The 19,538-nt window shown below is 62.8% G+C and carries 19 protein-coding genes; 6 read left to right on the forward strand and 13 right to left on the reverse strand.

Annotated features, from left to right (window positions below; all coding sequences use genetic code 11):
* Positions 1-9 precede the first annotated feature (9 nt).
* The 4 genes from ptsP to ilvA form a co-directional block, all read right to left on the reverse strand.
* Positions 10-2,289 carry a phosphoenolpyruvate--protein phosphotransferase gene (ptsP, locus tag DQ397_RS14005; protein WP_070571747.1) on the reverse strand — a complete coding sequence of 760 codons (2,280 nt, stop codon included), beginning with the start codon at positions 2,287-2,289 and terminating at the stop codon, positions 10-12.
* Positions 2,290-2,311: 22 nt separating this feature from the next.
* The gene (locus DQ397_RS14010; protein ID WP_029614755.1) at positions 2,312-2,791 is read right to left on the reverse strand and encodes an RNA pyrophosphohydrolase; all 480 of its coding nucleotides are present in this window, start codon (positions 2,789-2,791) and stop codon (positions 2,312-2,314) included.
* 283 nt (positions 2,792-3,074) lie between these two features.
* Complete coding sequence (locus tag DQ397_RS14015; RefSeq protein ID WP_043211463.1) at positions 3,075-3,500, reverse strand: DUF2269 family protein; 426 nt, start codon at positions 3,498-3,500, stop codon at positions 3,075-3,077.
* A 38-nt stretch (positions 3,501-3,538) separates the two neighbouring features.
* Positions 3,539-5,053, reverse strand: coding sequence for a threonine ammonia-lyase, biosynthetic (ilvA, locus tag DQ397_RS14020; protein WP_043211465.1), 1,515 nt, complete (start codon positions 5,051-5,053; stop codon positions 3,539-3,541).
* Between the two features lie 141 nt (positions 5,054-5,194).
* Between ilvA and rpiA the strand changes: the two genes are divergently transcribed.
* Complete coding sequence (gene rpiA / locus DQ397_RS14025) at positions 5,195-5,869, forward strand: ribose-5-phosphate isomerase RpiA (RefSeq protein WP_043211467.1); 675 nt, start codon at positions 5,195-5,197, stop codon at positions 5,867-5,869.
* 103 nt (positions 5,870-5,972) lie between these two features.
* Here the strand turns inward: rpiA and DQ397_RS14030 are convergent, their stop codons facing one another.
* The 4 genes from DQ397_RS14030 to DQ397_RS14045 all read right to left on the reverse strand — a co-directional run bounded on the left by DQ397_RS14030 (position 5,973) and on the right by DQ397_RS14045 (position 10,102).
* On the reverse strand, positions 5,973-6,878 hold the full coding sequence (locus DQ397_RS14030; RefSeq protein ID WP_043211469.1) for an SdiA-regulated domain-containing protein: 906 nt from the start codon (positions 6,876-6,878) through the stop codon (positions 5,973-5,975).
* 65 nt (positions 6,879-6,943) lie between these two features.
* The gene (locus tag DQ397_RS14035) at positions 6,944-7,867 is read right to left on the reverse strand and encodes an SdiA-regulated domain-containing protein (RefSeq protein WP_043211470.1); all 924 of its coding nucleotides are present in this window, start codon (positions 7,865-7,867) and stop codon (positions 6,944-6,946) included.
* A 145-nt stretch (positions 7,868-8,012) separates the two neighbouring features.
* The gene (locus DQ397_RS14040; RefSeq protein WP_043211473.1) at positions 8,013-8,678 is read right to left on the reverse strand and encodes a fumarylacetoacetate hydrolase family protein; all 666 of its coding nucleotides are present in this window, start codon (positions 8,676-8,678) and stop codon (positions 8,013-8,015) included.
* A 26-nt stretch (positions 8,679-8,704) separates the two neighbouring features.
* Positions 8,705-10,102, reverse strand: coding sequence for an FAD-binding oxidoreductase (locus DQ397_RS14045; protein ID WP_043211476.1), 1,398 nt, complete (start codon positions 10,100-10,102; stop codon positions 8,705-8,707).
* 170 nt (positions 10,103-10,272) lie between these two features.
* Here DQ397_RS14045 and serA point away from each other — a divergent pair, with 170 nt between their 5' ends.
* Complete coding sequence (serA, locus tag DQ397_RS14050) at positions 10,273-11,502, forward strand: phosphoglycerate dehydrogenase (protein ID WP_043211478.1); 1,230 nt, start codon at positions 10,273-10,275, stop codon at positions 11,500-11,502.
* A 169-nt stretch (positions 11,503-11,671) separates the two neighbouring features.
* On the opposite strand, the gene DQ397_RS14055 is transcribed toward serA, so the two are convergent.
* Positions 11,672-12,148 (reverse strand): DUF4399 domain-containing protein, encoded by a 477-nt coding sequence (locus DQ397_RS14055; RefSeq protein WP_043211481.1) that lies wholly within the window; start codon positions 12,146-12,148, stop codon positions 11,672-11,674.
* Between the two features lie 227 nt (positions 12,149-12,375).
* Between DQ397_RS14055 and DQ397_RS14060 the strand changes: the two genes are divergently transcribed.
* Positions 12,376-12,855 carry a transporter substrate-binding domain-containing protein gene (locus DQ397_RS14060; protein ID WP_043211568.1) on the forward strand — a complete coding sequence of 160 codons (480 nt, stop codon included), beginning with the start codon at positions 12,376-12,378 and terminating at the stop codon, positions 12,853-12,855.
* A 54-nt stretch (positions 12,856-12,909) separates the two neighbouring features.
* On the opposite strand, the gene DQ397_RS14065 is transcribed toward DQ397_RS14060, so the two are convergent.
* Together DQ397_RS14065 and DQ397_RS14070 are read right to left on the reverse strand one after the other, a co-directional pair.
* Positions 12,910-13,413 (reverse strand): DUF523 domain-containing protein, encoded by a 504-nt coding sequence (locus DQ397_RS14065; protein ID WP_043211484.1) that lies wholly within the window; start codon positions 13,411-13,413, stop codon positions 12,910-12,912.
* The gene (locus DQ397_RS14070; RefSeq protein ID WP_043211485.1) at positions 13,400-14,023 is read right to left on the reverse strand and encodes a 2OG-Fe(II) oxygenase; all 624 of its coding nucleotides are present in this window, start codon (positions 14,021-14,023) and stop codon (positions 13,400-13,402) included. The genes DQ397_RS14065 and DQ397_RS14070 overlap by 14 nt, the downstream gene beginning before the upstream one ends.
* 121 nt (positions 14,024-14,144) lie before the next feature.
* Here DQ397_RS14070 and DQ397_RS14075 point away from each other — a divergent pair, with 121 nt between their 5' ends.
* Complete coding sequence (locus DQ397_RS14075; RefSeq protein ID WP_043211487.1) at positions 14,145-14,897, forward strand: DUF2059 domain-containing protein; 753 nt, start codon at positions 14,145-14,147, stop codon at positions 14,895-14,897.
* Here the strand turns inward: DQ397_RS14075 and DQ397_RS14080 are convergent, their stop codons facing one another.
* The gene (locus tag DQ397_RS14080) at positions 14,898-15,827 is read right to left on the reverse strand and encodes an alpha/beta hydrolase (protein WP_043211488.1); all 930 of its coding nucleotides are present in this window, start codon (positions 15,825-15,827) and stop codon (positions 14,898-14,900) included.
* Between the two features lie 133 nt (positions 15,828-15,960).
* Here DQ397_RS14080 and DQ397_RS14085 point away from each other — a divergent pair, with 133 nt between their 5' ends.
* On the forward strand, positions 15,961-16,524 hold the full coding sequence (locus tag DQ397_RS14085; RefSeq protein WP_043211490.1) for a DUF6436 domain-containing protein: 564 nt from the start codon (positions 15,961-15,963) through the stop codon (positions 16,522-16,524).
* On the opposite strand, the gene DQ397_RS14090 is transcribed toward DQ397_RS14085, so the two are convergent.
* Positions 16,503-17,069 (reverse strand): sugar O-acetyltransferase, encoded by a 567-nt coding sequence (locus DQ397_RS14090; RefSeq protein WP_043211492.1) that lies wholly within the window; start codon positions 17,067-17,069, stop codon positions 16,503-16,505. The genes DQ397_RS14085 and DQ397_RS14090 overlap by 22 nt on opposite strands.
* An 87-nt stretch (positions 17,070-17,156) precedes the next feature.
* On the opposite strand from DQ397_RS14090, the gene DQ397_RS14095 reads away from it, so the two are divergent.
* A complete protein-coding gene (locus DQ397_RS14095) occupies positions 17,157-19,520 on the forward strand; it encodes a penicillin acylase family protein (RefSeq protein ID WP_043211495.1) in 2,364 nt (787 codons plus the stop codon).
* Positions 19,521-19,538 lie beyond the last annotated feature (18 nt).

The following is a 19,538-nucleotide window of genomic DNA, read 5'->3' on the forward strand; positions in this document are numbered from 1 at the left end:
GGAGTGATGTCAGAGGGTCTTGTTGGCCCCAGGCCCGATCATCCGCGCCAGCCCCAGGTTCTTCAGGGCCAACTGCAGCGAACTGTGGATAACCTGCGGATTGTCATGGCTCATGGCATCGACCAGCAGTTCCTTGGCCTTGCTCATGTTGATCTGACGCAGCATCCACTTCACCTTTGGCAGGTTGGTGGCGTTCATCGACAGGCTATCGAAGCCCATCGCCATCAGCAGCACGGCGGCAGCTGGATCGCCGGCCATCTCACCGCAAATGCTCACCGGTTTGCCTTCTTCATGGGCGACGCTGACCACGGTCTGCAAGGCCTGAAGCACCGCTGGATGCAAGTAGTCGTAGAGGTCGGCGACGCGCGGGTTGTTGCGATCGACCGCCAACAGGTACTGGGTAAGGTCGTTGGAACCGACCGACAGGAAGTCCACCTGACGCGCAAGCTCGCGGGTCTGGTACACCGCGGCAGGAATTTCGACCATCACCCCGACCGGCGGCATCGGCACATCGGTGCCTTCGTCCCGCACCTCGCCCCAGGCGCGGTGGATCAGGTGCAGCGCCTCTTCCAGCTCATGGATGCCGGAGATCATCGGCAGCAGAATGCGTAGATTGTTCAGGCCCTCGCTGGCCTTGAGCATGGCGCGGGTCTGCACCAGGAAGATTTCTGGGTGGTCGAGGGTCACACGGATGCCACGCCAGCCCAGGAAGGGGTTTTCTTCCTTGATCGGGAAGTACGAAAGCGCTTTGTCGCCGCCGATATCGAGGCTGCGCATGGTCACAGGCAGCGGATGGAACGCCTGCAGCTGCTCACGGTAGATCGTCAGCTGTTCCTTCTCGCTGGGGAAGCGCTGGTTGATCATGAAAGGCACTTCGGTGCGGTACAGGCCCACGCCTTCGGCACCACGCTGCTGGGCACGGGCGACATCGGCCAGCAGCCCCGTGTTGACCCACAACGGCATGCGGTGGCCATCCGGGGTCACGCACGGCAGCTCACGCAGGGCATCCAGCCCCTGGGCCAGCTGGCGCTCCTCCTCGACCACGTCGCTGTACTGCTTGCGCAGCACCTCGCCCGGGTTGGTGAACACTTCACCCTTGTAGCCGTCGACGATCATTTCGATGCCGTCGACCTTCGAGTACGGCAGGTCGACCAGGCCCATGACCGTCGGGATACCCATGGCCCGAGCCAGGATCGCCACGTGGGAGTTGCCCGAGCCGAGTACCGAGACCAGGCCGACCAGCTTGCCCTCCGGTACCTCGCCGAGCATCGCCGGGGTCAGTTCCTCGCTCACCAGGATGGTGTTGTCCGGGTAGACCAGCGTCTGCGAGCGCGCCTCCTGGAGATAGGCCAGCAGGCGCCGGCCCAGGTCCTTGACGTCCGATGCCCGCTCACGCAGGTAATCGTCGTCCATCAACTCGAAGCGGCTGACGTGCTCGCCCACCACCTGGCGCAGGGCGCCCTGGGCCCATTGGCCGGTCTTGATGACCTGCGCCACCTCGCCGCCCAAAGCCGCGTCCTCGAGCATCATCAGGTAGACGTCGAACAGCGCGCGCTCTTCCGGGCGCAACTGGGTGGCGAGCTTGGCCGACAGCTTGCGCATGTCGGCGCGCACACCTTCCAGAGCGGTGTTGAACAGCTTGAGTTCGGTGTCGATGTCCTCGACGGTCTTGTCCGGGACCACTTCCAGATCGGCCGGCGGCAGCATCACCACGGCCTTGCCGACGGCGGCGCCCGGCGAGCCAGGCACACCGACGAAGCGCGCCTCCTGGATGCCCTTGCCCTGGCGGCCCAGGCCCCGGATGGAGCCGGTGGCCTCGGCATGGGCGATAACGCCTGCGAGCTGGGCGCTCATGGTGACCAGGAAGGCTTCTTCGCCTTCGTCGAACTGGCGGCGCTCCTTTTGCTGGATGACCAACACCCCGACCACACGACGGTGGTGGATGATCGGTGCACCGAGGAAGGAGGCGAAGCGCTCCTCGCCGGTCTCGGCGAAGTAGCGATAACGGGGGTGGGCGGCGGCGTCTTCGAGGTTCAGCGGCTCTTCCCGGGTACCGACCAGGCCGACCAGGCCTTCGTTGGGGGCCATGCTGACCTTGCCGATGGAGCGTTTGTTCAAGCCCTCGGTGGCCATGAGCACGAAACGGTTGGTATCCGGATCGAGCAGGTAGACCGAGCAGACCTGGCTGCCCATGGCTTCCTTGACGCGCAAGACAATGATCCCCAACGCCGTCTTGAGATCTTTGGCGGAGTTCACTTCCTGGACGATCTTGCGCAGCGTATTGAGCATGGCTCGGGGTCGGACTCCGTCGTCAGTCGCGCGTCAACAGGCGCGGGGCTAGCTCTTTCAAGGCGCGGCGATAGACCTCACGCTTGAATGTCACCACCTGGCCCAAGGGATACCAGTAGCTGACCCAACGCCAGCCGTCGAATTCCGGCTTGCCGGTCAGGTCCATGCGTACCCGCTGCTCATTGCTCACAAGGCGCAGCAGGAACCACTTCTGTTTCTGGCCAATGCACAGGGGCTGGCTGTGGGTGCGCACCAGGCGCTGGGGTAAACGATAACGCAACCAGCCACGGGTGCAGGCAAGAATTTCCACATCCTCGCGTTCCAGGCCTACTTCTTCGTTCAGCTCGCGGTACAGGGCGTCTTCCGGCGTCTCGTCAGGGTTGATGCCACCCTGGGGGAATTGCCAGGCATCCTGGTTGATCCGTCGAGCCCATAGCACCTGCCCGGCATCATTCGTAAGAATGATCCCGACATTGGGGCGAAAACCATCCGGGTCGATCACGGCAGCAACCTCGCAAACGCATGTCAACGCATTGTTCCACAAAGCTCACGAGCGCAGCAACGCGCCCGCCAAGCTTATGTGCGGCGAGGTGAAAACTCTGTGTTCCATGGGGTCTTGCCGGGGCCCGGCTCATGAACGTCGCCGAGGGTCTGTAACGATATACCGCGGTTTCATGAAGGGTTGGTGACGTAGCATCGCAGCTGCGCCAGCGCCTACCTTTCAAAGCGGATCCAGGTGGAAGCTGGCCAAGCCTGCGATGGGGCGTGGAACGACCCCTTGGGGCTCAGATCGGCTTGGCGCCCATCAGTCCGGCGATGGAGAGCAAGCACACGCCACTGATCAACGCCAACGCCAGGGTGAAGCGCAACCCCGTGGGTTCAGCCTTGCGCAGCCGGTTGAGACGGACCAACAACCACCAGGCAGTGAACGCGCCAACGCTGTAGATGACGCTGGAGGCCAGTAACCACGTCTGCCCCAGGGGCCAGCCGATCAGGTGCACCAGCCACCAACCGGTGAACGGCATGCTCACCAAGCAAACGCCCATCAACAACCAGACAAACACCAGAGGCCGGCGCAGCAGCTTGCCGTAGGCCTCGGCATCGCCACGACGGCGGGCAGCGACGGTCCAGATCGCCAGGCCCAGCGCGCCCAGTAGCAACAACACGGTGGCACCGATGTGCAGGGCCTTGAGGGTGGTCAGGTATTCCATATCTTCACGTCCTTGAGCGATAGGGCAAGCTTAGTCGTTTAGCCTAGGAACAGCTTGTAAGCCGGGTTATCGGTCTCGTCCCAGTAGGGGTAGCCGATCTTGGCCAGTGCCGCCGGTACCAGGTGGCGTTCGTCGTCCGGTACCTGCAGGCCTGCGACCACTCGGCCATCGGCTGCGCCGTGATTGCGGTAGTGGAACATGGAGATGTTCCAGCGACCGCCGAGTTTATTGAGGAAATTGAACAGCGCCCCTGGGCGCTCGGGGAACTCGAAGCGCAGCACCATCTCGTCGCTGGCCCCTGCCGAGTGCCCGCCGACCATGTGGCGGATATGCAGCTTGGCCAGTTCGTTGTCGGTCAGGTCTGTGACAGGGAAGCCTTGCTCGGTCAGTTGCTGGACCAGCATCGCCCGCGGATCGGTTTCAGGGTGAGTCTGCACGCCAACAAAGATGTGCGCTTCCTTGTCGGCGTGGTAACGGTAGTTGAACTCGGTGATCTGGCGCTTGCCGATCGCCTCGCAGAATGCCTTGAAGCTGCCCGGTCGCTCCGGAATGGTCACAGCGATGATCGCCTCGCGCTTTTCGCCCAGTTCGGCGCGCTCGGCCACATGGCGCAGGCGGTCGAAATTGACGTTGGCACCCGAGTCGATCGCCACCAGGGTCTGGCCGGATACGCCATACAGCTCGACGTATTTCTTGATGCCCGCCACGCCCAAGGCGCCTGCAGGTTCGGTGATCGAGCGGGTATCGTCGTAGATATCCTTGATGGCAGCGCAAATCTCGTCGGTGCTGACCGTCACCACCTCGTCCACATACTGTCGGCAGATGTCGAAGGTATGCTGGCCGATCTGCGCCACCGCCACGCCGTCGGCGAACAGGCCGACCTGCGGCAGCACCACGCGCTCGCCTGCAGCCATCGCGGCCTGCAGGCAGTTGGAATCGTCCGGCTCGACGCCGATCACCTTGATCTCGGGACGCAGGTACTTCACATAGGCGGCGATGCCGGCGATCAGGCCACCGCCGCCGACGGGCACGAAGATCGCGTCCAGGTGCCCCGGGTGCTGGCGCAGGATTTCCATGGCCACGGTGCCTTGACCGGCAATGGTGTGGGGGTCGTCATAGGGGTGGATGTAGACGAAGCCCTTCTCGTCGACCAGCTTGAGCGAATAGGCCAGCGCCTCGGGGAAGGAGTCGCCGTGCAGCACCACCTTGCCGCCGCGCGAGCGCACGCCTTCGACCTTGATCTCCGGGGTGGTCTTAGGCATCACGATGGTTGCCTTGATACCCAATTCGCGCGCCGCCAGTGCCACACCTTGGGCATGGTTGCCGGCCGAGGCGGTGACCACGCCGCGGGCCAGTTCTTCTGGGCTCAGCTGCGCCAGTTTGTTGTACGCCCCACGGATCTTGAAGGAGAACACCGGCTGCAGATCCTCGCGCTTGAGCAGGACCTGGTTGCCCAGCCGCTTGCTCAACTGGCCAGCGCTCTGCAGCGGGGTTTCGACAGCGACGTCGTAGACGCGCGAGGTGAGGATCTTCTTGACGTACTGTTCGAGCATCGGGAAAGCATCACTGGCCGCGGGACAAGGCCTGGGAGTCTACCGCAGCGCTACGTCGGGCGACCACAGCGAAACCGAGGTTTTGCCGGCACTTGCGTCTATAATACCGGGCTTTGAAATCCCGCCCCTCTCGGAGCCCGCATGACCCAGGACCAACTCAAACAGGCCGTCGCCCAGGCTGCCGTCGACTTCATTCTGCCCAAGCTGGATGAGAAAAGCGTCGTCGGCGTCGGCACCGGTTCGACCGCCAACTTCTTCATCGATGCCCTGGCCAAGCACAAGACCGCCTTCGACGGCGCTGTCGCCAGCTCCGAAGCCACTGCCGAGCGCCTGAAGTCCCATGGCATCCCGGTGTACGAACTCAACAGTGTCAGCGAACTGGAGTTCTATGTGGACGGTGCCGACGAGAGCGATGCGCACCTGAACCTGATCAAGGGCGGCGGTGCGGCCCTGACCCGGGAGAAGATCGTCGCGGCGGTGGCCAAGACCTTCATCTGCATTGCCGACGCCAGCAAGCTGGTGCCCGTGCTGGGCGCCTTCCCGCTGCCGGTCGAGGTGATCCCCATGGCCCGCAGCCACGTGGCTCGCCAGTTGGTCAAGCTCGGCGGCGACCCGGTGTATCGCGAAGGCGTAGTGACCGACAACGGCAACGTCATTCTTGACGTGCACAACCTGCAAATCACCGACCCGGTCGGCCTGGAGTCGCAGATCAACGCCATCGTCGGCGTAGTCACCAACGGCCTGTTCGCGGCGCGTCCGGCGGACCTGCTGCTGCTCGGCACCGCCGAAGGCGTCAAGACGCTCAAGGCCGAGTAACCCTTCTGGGGCTGCATTGCAGCCCGTTGAACACTTCGCCAGTTTCCACCGGTATCCGGTGGGAGTTGGCGACCTTGAGCTCAGACCTGCTCGCGACCCGCGTTCAATCTGTCGATTGCCTGAAGACGTAGAACAGGTTCGGCTCACTGACCAGATAGATGGTCCCCTCCTCGTCCATGGCCAGGCCCTCGGCCTGCGGCACACTGCGCTTGAGCCCCTGAAAGCCTTTGTTCAACGAAAGCGTGCTCAGCGGCCGGCCCTCCACATCCAGTTCCACCACTAACCGAGACTCATCCGACAGCGCCAGCAAATGCCCCGTGCGCTCGTCGAACTGCAGGCTCGACAGGTCACGCACGAACAACCGCGAATCGCGCTTGCGGTCCTGCACCACATGCACCGCATAGGGTTTTCCGGGTTTTCCGTGGGGGAAGCCGTGAATCTCGTAGATCATCATCGGGTCGCGCTCCTTGGCCACGAACAGGCGCTTGCCTGCCGAGTCGTAGGCCAGGCCTTCGAAGCCCTTGTTGCCATTACGGCCAATGGCCAAGGTGAGCTGCTCGGCATCGTTGGCGTCGAGAAACAGTGTGTCGTCGTCCAGATGCACGCGGATCAGCCGCTGCTCACGCTCGTCGGTGATCACATAACTGTTGGTTCCCACGTATTCCACCGCCTCGGGATCGCCGAAGCCGGTCAGGGGGACGCGGCGCAGGATGCGACCTTCCAGCGACAGTTCGATGAGTTCGGAGCGTTTGTTGGTGACGGTAAAGAGGGTCTTGCGGTCGGGGTCGAAGGTCAGCGCCGAGATATCGTCATCCAGCCCTGCGATAGGCTGGGCTTCGAGCGTCACACGGTAACGATCAAGGCCTATGCCCTGCTCGGCAGGCTGCCACCAAGCCTGAAGATTGAACCAGCCACGCTCGAACAGACGAAACTCATGGGCGGCCAATCCACCCGCCAGCAGCGCAAGGCACGGCACCAGAACAAGGAACAGGCGTGAACGACGACACATGAAGATAGATCCGATAAGAAAGGCCGGAATCTAATCATGGTCGACTGAAATAAAACTTAATGCCGTCAGTTCTTTCTGAAACGATAGAAAAGGTCTGGCTCACTCACCATGTACAGGTTGCCCTGGTCATCCGTCGCCACGCCCTCGGCGCGCGGAATGGTGTGCTTCAAGCCGTTGAAACCGCCGAGCAACGTCATGAAGCTGACCTGTTTGCCCTTTTCGTCCAGTTCCAGCAGCAAGTTGGAATCAGCCGACAAGACCAGCAAATGGCCCGTGCGGGGATCGACCCACAAGGCGGAGAGATTGCGCACATCGAGCTGGTCGCTGGGCACAACCTGCTTTTCGCCTTTGAGCGGGCTTTTGCCATCGGTGCTCCAGGCATACAGTTTGGGCGGACGCTCTTCACCCAACAGCAGACGCTGGCGGACAGGGTCCCAGGCGATGGCCTCGAAACCCTTGTTGCTGTTGGCTGACTTGCCCAGGTCGTGGTGCGGATGGTCCGCGTAGGTCAAGCTGGAGGTGCTGGCATCCACGCTCACCAGGGTCATGTCATGCTTGCGCTCGTCGACGATCGCGATCTGGCCATCGGCCAACACCGCGACCCCTTCGGGGTTGTCCCAGCCCACCAGCGGGATCTTGCGCAGCACATCACCCTCGAGGCTCAGCTCGACCAGGAAAGGGTTGTTCCCCATTACCGCGAACAGGGTCCGGGTAAACGGGTTGAACGCCAGGTCCGATGGCTCATCGTCCGACATGCCCGGCAATACCTTGGCATCGATGTCCGCCACGTAGTCCGGCAGCCAGACGCTTTCACCGCGCTCGACCTTGTTCTCGAAGCGCTCCTTGACCCACAGCACGGCGCGATCGTCCCAATGCATGATCACCGCCAGGACATAGCCCAACACTGCGACTACCCCTACCCATACCTGCCAACGACGGAAAATACCGCGCTTGCGAACTGGGCGTGGAGCACTGGAGGTAAATGCCATAGAAGAGCGCTTCCTGGTATCGCCGAGTTCTCCCTAACTTCGGCTAATGAAATATCCGGGGCATTATCCGGATGATTTGTGAAAAAAACGGCAAATATCGCGTTGAATACGATGACAGCCCGATAAGACCGTCATCGTCAGCGGGTCACAACACGCGGCTTTCGAAGCGGCTCGCGCCGGGAAGCTCCAACACCAGCTCATCGCCCACGCTCAAGGGGCCGACGCCAACGGGTGTACCGGTGAGGATGACATCACCCGGGAGCAGGGAGAAGTGAGCGGCAATATGCTGGATGACCGGCACGATGGGGTTGAGCATCATCGCGCTGTTGCCGTCCTGGCGGACTTCGCCATTGATCGACAGGCGAATGCCGATATCGGTCAGGTCCTCGAAGGTGTCGGCGACCACGAACGGCGGCAGGACGCAGGCACCGTCGAAGCTCTTGGCCAGTTCCCAAGGCAGGCCCTTCTCCTTGAGCTTGGCCTGCACGTCGCGCAGGGTCAGGTCCAAGGCCGGGGCAAAGCCGGAAATGGCATCGCGCACTTCTTCTTCGCTGGGGTGGGTCGACAGCGGCTTGCCGACCAGCACGGCAATCTCCGCTTCATAATGCACGGCCCCCCGCTCGGTCGGGATCTTGAAACCACCCTCCAAGGGCACCACACAACTGCCGGGCTTTATGAACAGCAGAGGCTCGCTGGGGATTGGGTTGTCCAGCTCCTTGGCATGTTCGGCGTAGTTACGGCCTATGCAGACCACCTTGCCCAGGGGAAAGTGGATGCGCGTGCCGTCTAGGTACTGGTGCTGGTAACTCATGGCCGACTCCTCTGGATACTGCGTACTTATTCAGGAGCGAAGATCTTACCCGGATTCATGATGCCGTTCGGGTCGAACACCCCCTTTATTGCCTTCATGCAGGCAATTTCCTCAGGTGACCGGCTGTAGCCCAGGTAGTCGCGCTTGGTCATGCCCACGCCATGCTCGGCGGAGATCGAGCCGTTGTAACGCTGGACGATCTCGAACACCCATTTGTTGACCTTGGCGCAGGTGGCGAAAAACGCGTCCTTGGCCATGTCATCGGGCTTGAGGATGTTCAGGTGCAGGTTGCCGTCGCCGATATGCCCGTACCAGACCACTTCGAAGTCCGGATAGTGCTGACCGACGATGGCATCGATGTCCCGCAGGAACGCCGGCACCTTCGAAACCGTGACGGAAATGTCGTTCTTGTAGGGTGTCCAGTGGGAAATGGTTTCGGAGATGTACTCGCGCAGTTTCCATAGGTTCTTGAGTTGGGTCTCGCTCTGGCTCATCACGCCATCGAGTACCCAGCCCTGCTCGAGGCAATGCTCGAAGGTGGCCAGGGCTTCGTTGGCCACATCTTCGGTGCTGGCTTCGAACTCCAGCAGGGCATAGAACGGGCAATCGGTCTCGAACGGCGGCGGCACGTCGCCACGCCCCATGACCTTGGCCAAGGCCTTGTCGGAGAAGAATTCGAACGCGGTGAGGTCGAGCCGGCCCTGGAAGGCATGCAGCACTGGCATGATCGAGTCGAAGTCCGGCGTACCCAACACCATGGCGGTCAGTTTGCGCGGCGCACGGTCCAGACGCAGCGTGGCCTCGACCACGAAGCCCAGGGTGCCTTCGGCGCCAATGAACAGCTGACGCAGGTCGTAGCCGGTGGCGTTCTTGATCAGGCCCTTGTTCAACTCGAGCAGCTCACCCTTGCCGGTCACCACTTTCAGCCCTGCTACCCAGTTACGGGTCATGCCATAGCGAATGACCTTGATACCGCCGGCATTGGTGCCGATGTTGCCACCGATCTGACTGGAGCCCGACGAGGCGAAATCCACCGGGTAATAAAGGCCGTTGTCCTCGGCGAACTGCTGCAGCTGGCGAGTGATCACGCCCGGTTGGCACACCACGGTGCGGTCGAAGGCGTTGAAGTCGAGGATCCGGTTCATGTAGTCGAAGGCCACCACCACCTCGCCGTTGGCGGCCACCGCGGCGGCAGAGAGGCCGGTGCGCCCGCCCGAGGGCACCAACGCGACTTGATGTCGATTGGCCCAGGCGACAATGGCCTGCACCTGCTCGATGGACCGAGGGAAGACGATCGCCGAGGGCGCCGGTGGATAGTGCTTGGTCCAGTCCTTGCCGTAGGCCTCCAGCGAAGCCGGGTCTGTAAGAACCTTGCTCGGGTCGACCAGGGTCATCAGTTCATCAAGTACCGCGGTGTTGGTCATCGGCTGAACTCTCGAACTATTCATAGTCACCCTGAGCACTCTTCACCTGTCGGGATAAGCTCAGATTCTGTCGCGTATGCTAGCATAGCGCTCCCGCCGTTCGTGCTAAGGCCGACGCCGCGCCGCTTTACCCCCCTGCCATTTTTTCTCCGGGATACAGGTTTACGCAGATGAGCAAGACTTCTCTCGACAAGAGCAAGATCAAGTTCCTTCTTCTTGAAGGTGTGCACCAGAATGCGGTCGATACCCTCAAGGCTGCCGGGTACACCAATATCGAGTACCTCACTGGTTCCTTGCCGGAAGCAGAGCTGAAGGAAAAGATCGCTGATGCCCACTTCATCGGCATTCGCTCTCGCACCCAGCTGACCGAAGAGATCTTCGACTGCGCGAAGAAACTGGTCGCTGTCGGCTGCTTCTGCATCGGTACCAACCAGGTCGACCTGAACGCAGCCCGCGAGCGCGGTATCGCCGTGTTCAACGCGCCGTTCTCCAACACCCGCTCCGTTGCCGAGCTGGTGCTGGCCGAAGCCATCCTGCTGCTGCGTGGCATCCCCGAGAAGAACGCTTCCTGCCACCGTGGCGGCTGGATCAAGAGCGCGGCCAATTCCTTCGAGATCCGTGGCAAGAAACTGGGCATCGTCGGCTACGGCTCGATCGGCACCCAATTGTCGGTCCTGGCCGAAAGCCTGGGCATGCAGGTCTACTTCTACGATCCGCTGACCAAGCTGCCGCTGGGCAACGCCACCCAGGTGACCAGCCTGCATGAGCTGCTGGGCCTGGCCGACATCGTCTCGCTGCACGTGCCTGAGCTGCCATCCACCCAGTGGATGATCGGCGAGAAGGAAATCCGTGCGATGAAGAAGGGCTCGATCCTGATCAACGCCGCCCGTGGCACCGTGGTCGAACTCGACCACCTGGCCGCCGCGATCAAGGATCAGCACCTGATCGGCGCCGCCATCGACGTCTTCCCGGTCGAGCCTCGCTCCAACGACGAGCAGTTCGAAAGCCCGCTGCGCGGCCTGGACAACGTGATCCTGACCCCACACATCGGTGGCTCCACCGCCGAAGCCCAGGCCAACATCGGCCTGGAAGTGGCCGAAAAGCTGGTCAAGTACAGCGACAACGGTACGTCCGTATCGTCGGTCAACTTCCCGGAAGTTGCCCTCCCGGCGCACCCAGGCAAGCACCGCCTGCTGCACATCCACCAGAACATCCCCGGCGTACTCAGCGAGATCAACAAGGTCTTCGCCGAAAACGGGATCAACATCTCCGGCCAGTTCCTGCAGACCGACGAGAAAGTGGGTTACGTGGTCATCGACGTGGATGCCGAATACTCGGACCTGGCGCAGGAAAAACTCCAGCAGGTCAAGGGTACTATCCGCTCTCGCGTGCTGTTCTAAGTTACTGCGCTGCATAAAAAAAGGAGGCCCGGGTGGCCTCCTTTTTTTTGCCTGTGTATCGACGGTGTCTGTTTCGCGGGTAAATCGGAGCGCCGAACCGCCGCTCCCACAGGTCATGTATCGCTCTCAAGCATCTCGCTGTGCCAGAGGGCCGCGAAAGAGTCGGGATTTACTTCACCTGCACGGTGATTTTCTGCGACTCGACGCTTGGCTTGAACGGCACATGGAACCGGTCCCCCAGGACCAGTTGCAGGGTGTGCTTGCCTGGCGTCAGGGTGATGGTGGCTTCGGTCTGCGCCTTGCCGAAGTGCAACACTTGCGGGCCGGCCGGCAGTGGTGCGTTGTTCTCCGGCATCAAGGTGGTCGGCAGCGGCTGGTCAGCCGCAGGCTCTTTGTCGACATCAACCAGCAGGTGATGGTGACCCGTGTGCGGGGTCGCATCGCCCGCAGGCTTGAGCCCCATGCCCTCGATGCCGAACTTGACCGTGAAGGTCTTGTCGACGGTCGCTCCGTCAGCGGGGGAAACGATGAAGACCTTGGCGCCCTCGGGCGGCTCCTGACTCTTCAGCGCGTCCGCGGCGCCAGCGAACACCGACACCCCCATCAACAAGCCGGCAACGGCAGCACGCGAAAATAGGCTGTTCATTCACATCTCCTGTGTTTCACTTTCATTGACTACTGTCCATTAACGAACCGCAGCGATAAATCACCATAGTTCAATTGGGCGCCAAGGTCTTGCCGGACAGGATCAGAAAAAATGATCGCCGCTCAAAACATTGCAGCGCAGCTAAGGTCATAGCCTGCATTCGACCGTAACAAGTCAGAAAGTCGCGGCGAAACATATTCAACTGCCAAAAGAAAATGGGGGCATTCATGCGTTTGAGCACTGGCGTACTGCTGGCACTTTTGATCAGCCCATTGGCCCAGGCCGAGCTGATAGACGACGTCAACGACCGGGGCGAGCTGCGCATTGCCGTGCAATCCGATACCCCACCCTACGCCTACAAGGAAAACGAACACCTGACTGGCTTTGAAATCGAGCTGGGCCAGGCCATCGCCAAGGAACTGGATGTGCGTGCGCAATTCGTCGAGGCCCCTGCGGACCAGTTGCTGCCTGGCGTTCAGAGCGGCAAGTTCGACATCGCCCTCGATCAGCTCGATGCCAAACAGACACTCGATGGGCAATTGGATATCAGCCAGCCCTATGGCGCCGACGCACGGGTGATTCCATTCCAGAAGGACAACCCGGCGTTCGAAAGCGCAGTGAACAATGCCCTGCAGCGCATCAAGGACGACGGCCGTCTGACGGCATTGGAACAGAAGTGGCTCAAGAACCAGGCAGCGAGCCAGTGATGGCCTGCCAAACGCTGCAGGGGGCATCGACCTTTATCGTCTGGCGAATCCTTGCTAGTGGCCCATACCTTCCAGCGCTCGCTGTGCGTCTTCGAGCTCCAGCTCGCTGAACACCAGCACGCCTTCGCGGCGCAACAGCGCTGTGGTCACCCCTTCCCCCGGGACCTTCACGCCGCTGAAGGTCCCATCGTAGGTCAACCGGTTGCCACATGAAGGGCTGCCTGCCTTGAGCACCGCCACACGGATGCCATGTTCACGCACCAGCGCCAGGGCCTGCCGGGCGCCAGCAAGAAAGGCTTCGCTGACATCCAACCCGGTCACCGTCACTACCTGGGCCTGCCCGTCCAGCACCGCCGCCCCCTGGCCCCCCGGAATTTCCGCTGGGGGGCGGGGTGTCGGCAGGCCGCCCACCACTTCTGGACATAGCGGCACCACGCGGCCTTCGGCCTGCCAGCGCTGAAGAAGATCCGGGTGCCCGCTGTCGCGCCCGTCGTAGCGCACCGGCTGCCCCAGCAGACAGGCGCTGACCAGAACCCTGGGCAAATCAGAACGGTTCATTGCCACGACGGCGGAACCAGCCGGTCAGAGACAGGCGATCACGCCTGGCCGGCAAGACTTCATGGGGGATATCGCCAGACAGGAACACCACCAGGCTGCCCGCCTCCGGCTGCACATCCAGCTGCGCGTCCTCGGCGAGGAACATGCGCAACTGGCCACCGTCCTGCGGTTGCCAATTCTCGTTGAGGTAGAGGATGGCCGAGACCGCGCGTCGGTCGTCGTCGCGGAAACGGTCCACATGACGGCGATAGAAGGCGCCTGGTGGATACAAGGCGAAATGACACTCGAAGTCCTCGAGGCCCAGGTACAAGCCCTGGTTCAACACCTGGCGCAGGCTGTCCATGGCCGTCAGGTAACGGTCACAGGCCTCGGACTCACCCGGCTCCAGCCATTGGATGCGGTCGCCACGGATCGCTTCGCGCACCTCTTGTCCGGTGCCGCGCCCCACGCCGGCCGGGCTCAATTCGCCCTCGGCGGCACGGTGTCGGCACTCGGCCGCCAAGGCGCTGATCAATGCTTCGGGCAGGAAAAAAGGCTGGCGGGACCAACCACGGTTGGCCAGGTCGTCGACGATGGTAGAAAGCATCGGATATTCAAGAGAGATGGGCATGGCGCATAGTATCGACTCGCCGTGAAAACCGACAGCGCCACTTGGCCGCCAACCGTCATCGGCGTCTCGACAAAGCCACGCCGCCCCAAGGACAATAGCGGCCTGCCGACAGGAGTCCTGAATGCGCCGTTTGTTTACCCTGCTGCTGACGATGATCTGCACCATGCCTGTCTGGGCAGACAGTCTCGATCAGCTGTACAAGGTCGCCGGCTGGCCCGACCAGCGCGCCCACTTCACCGATGCCGTGAGTGCTGCCCAGCAGCGCTACAAGAACAGCCTGCCGCCTGCGGTCTACCAGGCGCTGGTCAACAACAGCAACCAGCGTTTCCAGGCCCAGGCCATGGACCGCCGGGCCCAGGCGCAATTGCGCGCCAACCTGCCCAACCCTGCGCCTGCGCTGGCCTTCTTCCAGTCGCCGCTTGGGCGCAAGGTCGTGGCCGCCGAACTGCTGGCCACGCGCAAGGACCAACTGGCCAAGAATGCCAAGGGCCTGCCGAAGATCCAGGCCAGCGACAACCGTATGTTGATCATCGGCCACCTGGCCCAGGCCCTGCCTGCCCGGGAAGCCGGTGCCGAGGTGAGCCTGGCAATCGCCGGCGTCGCGGCCGACAGCCTCAGCTCCATGATCCCCGGCCTGTTCGGGGCAGGTCAGGCCAGCAGCCTGCTCGATGGCCAGCGCCAGCGCCTGATGCAGCAGATCGGCGAGGATTTGAACAACACCCTGCTGTACGTCTACCGCGACCTGTCCGACGCCGAGCTCGAGGAATTCGCCACCTTCGCCGAATCCGCCGAGGGCAAGGCCTACTACAAGGCTGCCCTGGAAGCGGTGCGCGCCGGTTTGGCGGTGGGGCGGAGCGCCGCAGACCTGCAGTGATCAGCCAAGGCGCTGATCGATGAAGGCGAAGTAGCGCTGGCGAATGGCCGGCAACTCGTTGGCCAGATGATGACGCGCCTCGGGCAGCATGAGGATCTGCGGCTCGGCGAACTTGGCCTTGAGCACCTTGAGGTTGTAGGGCCAATCCACCGTCGCGTCGGCTTCCCCCTGCACGATCACCGGTCGCCGCACGCTGCGCGGCGCGGCCTCGATACGCTTGACCCAGGCCACCAGGGCCCCGACCCAGGCCGTCGGCAACCGCCGAGGTTGCAGTGGGTCGGCCTCCAGGAACGGCAGGAACGCCGGATCGTTGCTGTTCTCGCTGAAGCGCCGCTCGATGCCGTTGACGAAGTGGCGCAGCACGCAATAGCTGAGTTTCGACCAATACCACGAGCGTGGCCGCACCAAAGGCGCCAGCAGGATCACTTGGCCATCGGCCGGGCTCTGCTCGCCGTGGTGCAGCACGTGGTCCACCACGATCGCCCCGCCAGTGCTCTGCCCGCACAGATGCCATGGGCGTGGCAAGTCGAGCAGACGGGCTTGTTCGAACAAAGCATCGAGCATCTGCTGGTAGACGGCGAAATCAGTGATGCTGGCCCGTTCGCCACTCGACAGCCCATGGCCTGGGAGGTCGCAACTGATGACCGCGAACCCCTGACCCAACGCCCATTCGATCACATGGCAGTACAGCCCCATGTGGTCGTAGTAGCCGTGCAGCAGAAACATCGTCGCCACAGGCCGCTGCGGCAACCACACCTGCCCCACCAACTCGAAGCCCGCCGCCTTGAAGCCGCCCAGCCAGCTTTGGCACACCGGCAGGTCCAGGCCATAGAAACGCTGGTAGTCCAGGCCTTGGGACGACAGAGGGTGGCGGGCCGCCAAGGGCGCAAGGCTGGCGCGCAGGAGGTCGGGGTGAAAGGTGGCGGGCATCGGGCGGATCCACAGCGAAGCGAGTATTGACCTGTGATATTCAGCTCTGGGCGTCATCGTGGCAAGCTAGACCCTTCGCCAGAACAGACCGCTCCCACAGGGTTCTCGCTGCCCCAAATCCTGCGGACACACCATGCCCACCCGAAAATCCCTGCTCACCGCCTTCGCATTGCTGCTCTGCGCTGCCGTCCTCTGGTGGGCGTACGCCAGTTTCCAGGCGCGTTACCTGCGCACGTTCGACGACCAGACAACGCTGTTCGAGGGCAGCCAGTTGCAGTTGCCCGCCGAGCTGGCCGGCCCAGGCCCGATCCGGGTGGTGCATTTCTGGGACCCGGCCTGCCCCTGCAACGTCGGCAACCAGCAGCACCTGGGCGAGCTGATCGAACATTTCGCACCTCAAGGCGTGCGCTTTCATGTGGTGCAAAAGCCCGGTAGCCAAGGCCAGTTGCCTGACAACCTGGCGGCGCTCCAACCCTTGGCCGCGCTGCCCGGCAGCGAGCACCTGCCAGCGTCTCCCGCCGTGGCCATCTGGGACCGCGAAGGCCGCCTGGCCTACTTCGGCCCTTATAGCGAGGGCGCCGTGTGCAATGCCAGCAACAGCTTCATCGAGCCGGTCCTCAAGGCGCTGGTCGAAGGCCGCAAGATCAACGCGTCCAACACCCTGGCCCAGGGCTGCTACTGCCCTTGGGCCGGCTGACGCACCCGCGCGGGGTTGCCCACCACGATCGCCCCGGCCGGCACGTCGCGGGTGACCACGCTGCCGGCGCCCACCACGGCGTTGTCGCCGATACTCACGCCCGGCAGGATGATCGCCCCGCCACCGATCCACACGTTGTTGCCAATGCGCACCGGCCGGCCGCTCTCCAACCCGCTGCGGCGCACCTCGGGGTCCAGCGGATGGTCAGCGGTGTAGATCTGCACCGCAGGGCCGATCTGGCAGTCCTCGCCGATATGGACCGGCAACACATCGAGAATCACGCAATTGAAATTCATGAAGGTGTTGGCACCCACGCTGATGTTGTAGCCGTAGTCGCAATAAAATGGCGGACGAATCACTGCGCCTGGGCCGGCATGGCCGAAGTGCTCGACCAACAGCGCGTGGCGGGCGTCGTTGAGCAGCTCGACACTGCTGTTGTAGCGGTGCATCCAGTGCTTGTTGGCGATCTGCTCGGCTTGCAGTTCAGGGCAGCCGGCATGGTAAAGCTGGCCAGTCAGCATTTTCTGTTTTTCGCTGAGGGACATGGAGACTCCTTCCAGGGGACTATGCTCAGTTCGCGAATCCGTCGATGATCGGACCACACTTTTCGCTCGAATGCACAAGGAGTCTTGATGAAGCGCAGCCTGACCCTGCTGGCAGTGGCGATTGCCGCTGCCGTAGGCGCCGGTTACTGGTACGTGCAAGGCAAGCAGCCACAGCGCGAGGGCCAGGCAAGTGTTGCCGGCCTCGAGGCGCCGGTCAGCGTACGCTACGACGCTCGCGGCGTCCCTCATCTGCAGGCGCAGCACGAGTCTGACCTGTACCGTGCCCTGGGCTATGTGCATGCCCAGGACCGGTTGTTCCAGATGGAAATCCTGCGGCGCCTGGCCCGTGGAGAGCTGGCCGAAGTGCTGGGCGCCGACCTGATCCCCACCGACACCCTGTTTCGCAGCCTGCGTATCCGCGAACAGGCCACACGCATGGCCCAGCGCCAGGACCAGCAATCGCCGGCCTGGCAGGCGCTACAGGCCTACCTGGACGGGGTCAACCAATGGCAGGCCAGCCACCCCAAGCCCATGGAGTTCGACCTGCTGGGCATCCACCCACGCCCCTTCACCGCCGAGGACACGCTCAGCATCGCCGGCTACTTGGCGTACAGTTTTGCCGCTGCCTTTCGCACCGAGCCTGCGCTGACCTATATCCGCGATCAGCTCGGCCCTCAGTACCTGGAAATCTTCGATCTCGACTGGCAACCGGACGGCGCCCTGGCCGCGCCCCTGGCTGCTGCGGACTGGCGCAGCCTGGAGCAGTTGGCACGCTTGAGTCACGAAGCCTTGGGCGAGGCCGGCATCCCCCAGTTCGAAGGCAGCAATGCCTGGGCCGTGTCTGGCACCCGCACGCGCAGCGGCCGCCCATTGCTGGCCGGCGATCCGCACATTGGCTTTGCCGTCCCGGCAGTGTGGTACGAGGCCGAACTGTCGGCACCGGGGTTCAACCTGTATGGCTACTTCCAGGCGCTCAACCCCTTCGCCCTGCTCGGTCACAACCTGGACTTCGGCTGGAGCCTGACCATGTTCCAGAACGACGACGTGGACCTGATCGCCGAGCAGGTCAACCCGAACGACCCCGATCAGGTCAGGGTCGCTGGCAGGTGGCAGCCGCTGGAAAAAGTCGAGCAGCAGATCGCTGTCAAAGGCCAGGCCCCCGCGTCTATCACCCTACGTCGCTCGCCCCACGGCCCGATCGTCAACGATGTGATCGGCGCCACCGCCGGGCCTAGGCCGATTGCCATGTGGTGGGCATTCCTGGAAACCGACAACCCCTTGCTCGATGGCTTCTATCAGGTCAACCGCGCCGATACCCTGGGCAAGATGCGCGACGCGGCAGCGAAAATCCATGCCCCCGGCCTGAATCTTGTCTGGGCCAATGCCCGTGGCGACATCGGGTGGTGGGCAGCAGCGCAATTGCCGGTGCGCCCAGAGGGGGTCAATCCGTCGTTCATTCTCGATGGCAGCACGTCCCAGGCCGACAAACCCGGCTTCTACCCGTTCAGCGTGAACCCACAGCAAGAGAACCCTGCCAGCGGCTACATCGTCTCGGCCAACTTCCAGCCTCCGGCCGTCGTGCCGGTCCCTGGCTATTACAACCTGCCCGATCGTGGTCGCCAGCTCGACCGACACCTGGCCGCGCCAGGTATCCAGTGGGACACCCAAAACACCCAAGCTTTGCAGCTCGATACCGCCACCGACTACGGCCCACGCACCTTGGCACCGCTGCTGGGCACTTTGCGCGCCATCGCTCTGGGCGAGCAGGAGAAGGAACTGGTGGAACAATTGGCCGCCTGGCGGGGCGACTACCCGCAGGATTCGACCAGTGCGACCCTGTTCAACCAGTTCCTGTATGAACTGGCCTTCGCAGCCCTGCACGACGAACTGGGAGATACCTGGTTCCCGGTCCTGATCAACACCCGCGTCATCGATGCAGCCCTGCCGCGCCTGGCGGCCGATCCCGAGTCGCCTTGGTGGGCGCTACGCGGCGCCAGCGAACATACCGACCGCACCGCTATCGTCAAGCTGGCCTGGCAACGCAGCCTCGCTCACCTGCGCGAGACGTTCGGCAAGGACCCGGCCCGCTGGCAGTGGGGCAAAGCCCACACCCTGACCCACAACCACCCGCTGGGAGTGAAGAAGCCGCTGAACCTGCTGTTCAACGTTGGCCCCTTCGCCGCACCCGGTACCCATGAGGTGCCCAACAACCTCTCGGCGAAGATCGGTCCGGCACCCTGGGCAGTCAACTACGGCCCCTCAACCCGGCGCCTGATCGATTTCGCAGACCCCGGCGCGGCCCTGACCATCAACCCGGTAGGCCAGAGCGGTGTGCTGTTCGACCCGCACTATGGCGACCAAGCCGAGGATTACATCAATGGGCGATATCAACGGGCGCAGATGGGTGTGATTCCAGCGCAAAGCACCTTGCGACTGCTGCCGGTACAGTGACGGCCCGAGCCATGACCT

Source organism: Pseudomonas sp. CK-NBRI-02 (genome assembly GCF_008124495.1).
In the GTDB taxonomy this organism is placed as follows: Bacteria; Pseudomonadota; Gammaproteobacteria; order Pseudomonadales; family Pseudomonadaceae; genus Aquipseudomonas; species Aquipseudomonas guariconensis.

Coding starts and splice junctions, on each gene's coding strand:
- DQ397_RS14065 (WP_043211484.1), bottom strand. CDS start 13,413: ATGAACCGTTCTGATTTGCCCAGGGTTCTGGTCAGCGCCTGTCTGCTG.
- DQ397_RS14060 (WP_043211568.1), top strand. CDS start 12,376: ATGCGTTTGAGCACTGGCGTACTGCTGGCACTTTTGATCAGCCCATTG.
- DQ397_RS14055 (WP_043211481.1), bottom strand. CDS start 12,148: ATGAACAGCCTATTTTCGCGTGCTGCCGTTGCCGGCTTGTTGATGGGG.
- rpiA (WP_043211467.1), top strand. CDS start 5,195: ATGACCCAGGACCAACTCAAACAGGCCGTCGCCCAGGCTGCCGTCGAC.
- DQ397_RS14070 (WP_043211485.1), bottom strand. CDS start 14,023: ATGCCCATCTCTCTTGAATATCCGATGCTTTCTACCATCGTCGACGAC.
- serA (WP_043211478.1), top strand. CDS start 10,273: ATGAGCAAGACTTCTCTCGACAAGAGCAAGATCAAGTTCCTTCTTCTT.
- DQ397_RS14015 (WP_043211463.1), bottom strand. CDS start 3,500: ATGGAATACCTGACCACCCTCAAGGCCCTGCACATCGGTGCCACCGTG.
- DQ397_RS14030 (WP_043211469.1), bottom strand. CDS start 6,878: ATGTGTCGTCGTTCACGCCTGTTCCTTGTTCTGGTGCCGTGCCTTGCG.
- DQ397_RS14085 (WP_043211490.1), top strand. CDS start 15,961: ATGCCCACCCGAAAATCCCTGCTCACCGCCTTCGCATTGCTGCTCTGC.
- DQ397_RS14090 (WP_043211492.1), bottom strand. CDS start 17,069: ATGTCCCTCAGCGAAAAACAGAAAATGCTGACTGGCCAGCTTTACCAT.
- DQ397_RS14040 (WP_043211473.1), bottom strand. CDS start 8,678: ATGAGTTACCAGCACCAGTACCTAGACGGCACGCGCATCCACTTTCCC.
- DQ397_RS14080 (WP_043211488.1), bottom strand. CDS start 15,827: ATGCCCGCCACCTTTCACCCCGACCTCCTGCGCGCCAGCCTTGCGCCC.
- DQ397_RS14095 (WP_043211495.1), top strand. CDS start 17,157: ATGAAGCGCAGCCTGACCCTGCTGGCAGTGGCGATTGCCGCTGCCGTA.
- DQ397_RS14075 (WP_043211487.1), top strand. CDS start 14,145: ATGCGCCGTTTGTTTACCCTGCTGCTGACGATGATCTGCACCATGCCT.
- DQ397_RS14045 (WP_043211476.1), bottom strand. CDS start 10,102: ATGACCAACACCGCGGTACTTGATGAACTGATGACCCTGGTCGACCCG.
- ptsP (WP_070571747.1), bottom strand. CDS start 2,289: ATGCTCAATACGCTGCGCAAGATCGTCCAGGAAGTGAACTCCGCCAAA.
- ilvA (WP_043211465.1), bottom strand. CDS start 5,053: ATGCTCGAACAGTACGTCAAGAAGATCCTCACCTCGCGCGTCTACGAC.
- DQ397_RS14035 (WP_043211470.1), bottom strand. CDS start 7,867: ATGGCATTTACCTCCAGTGCTCCACGCCCAGTTCGCAAGCGCGGTATT.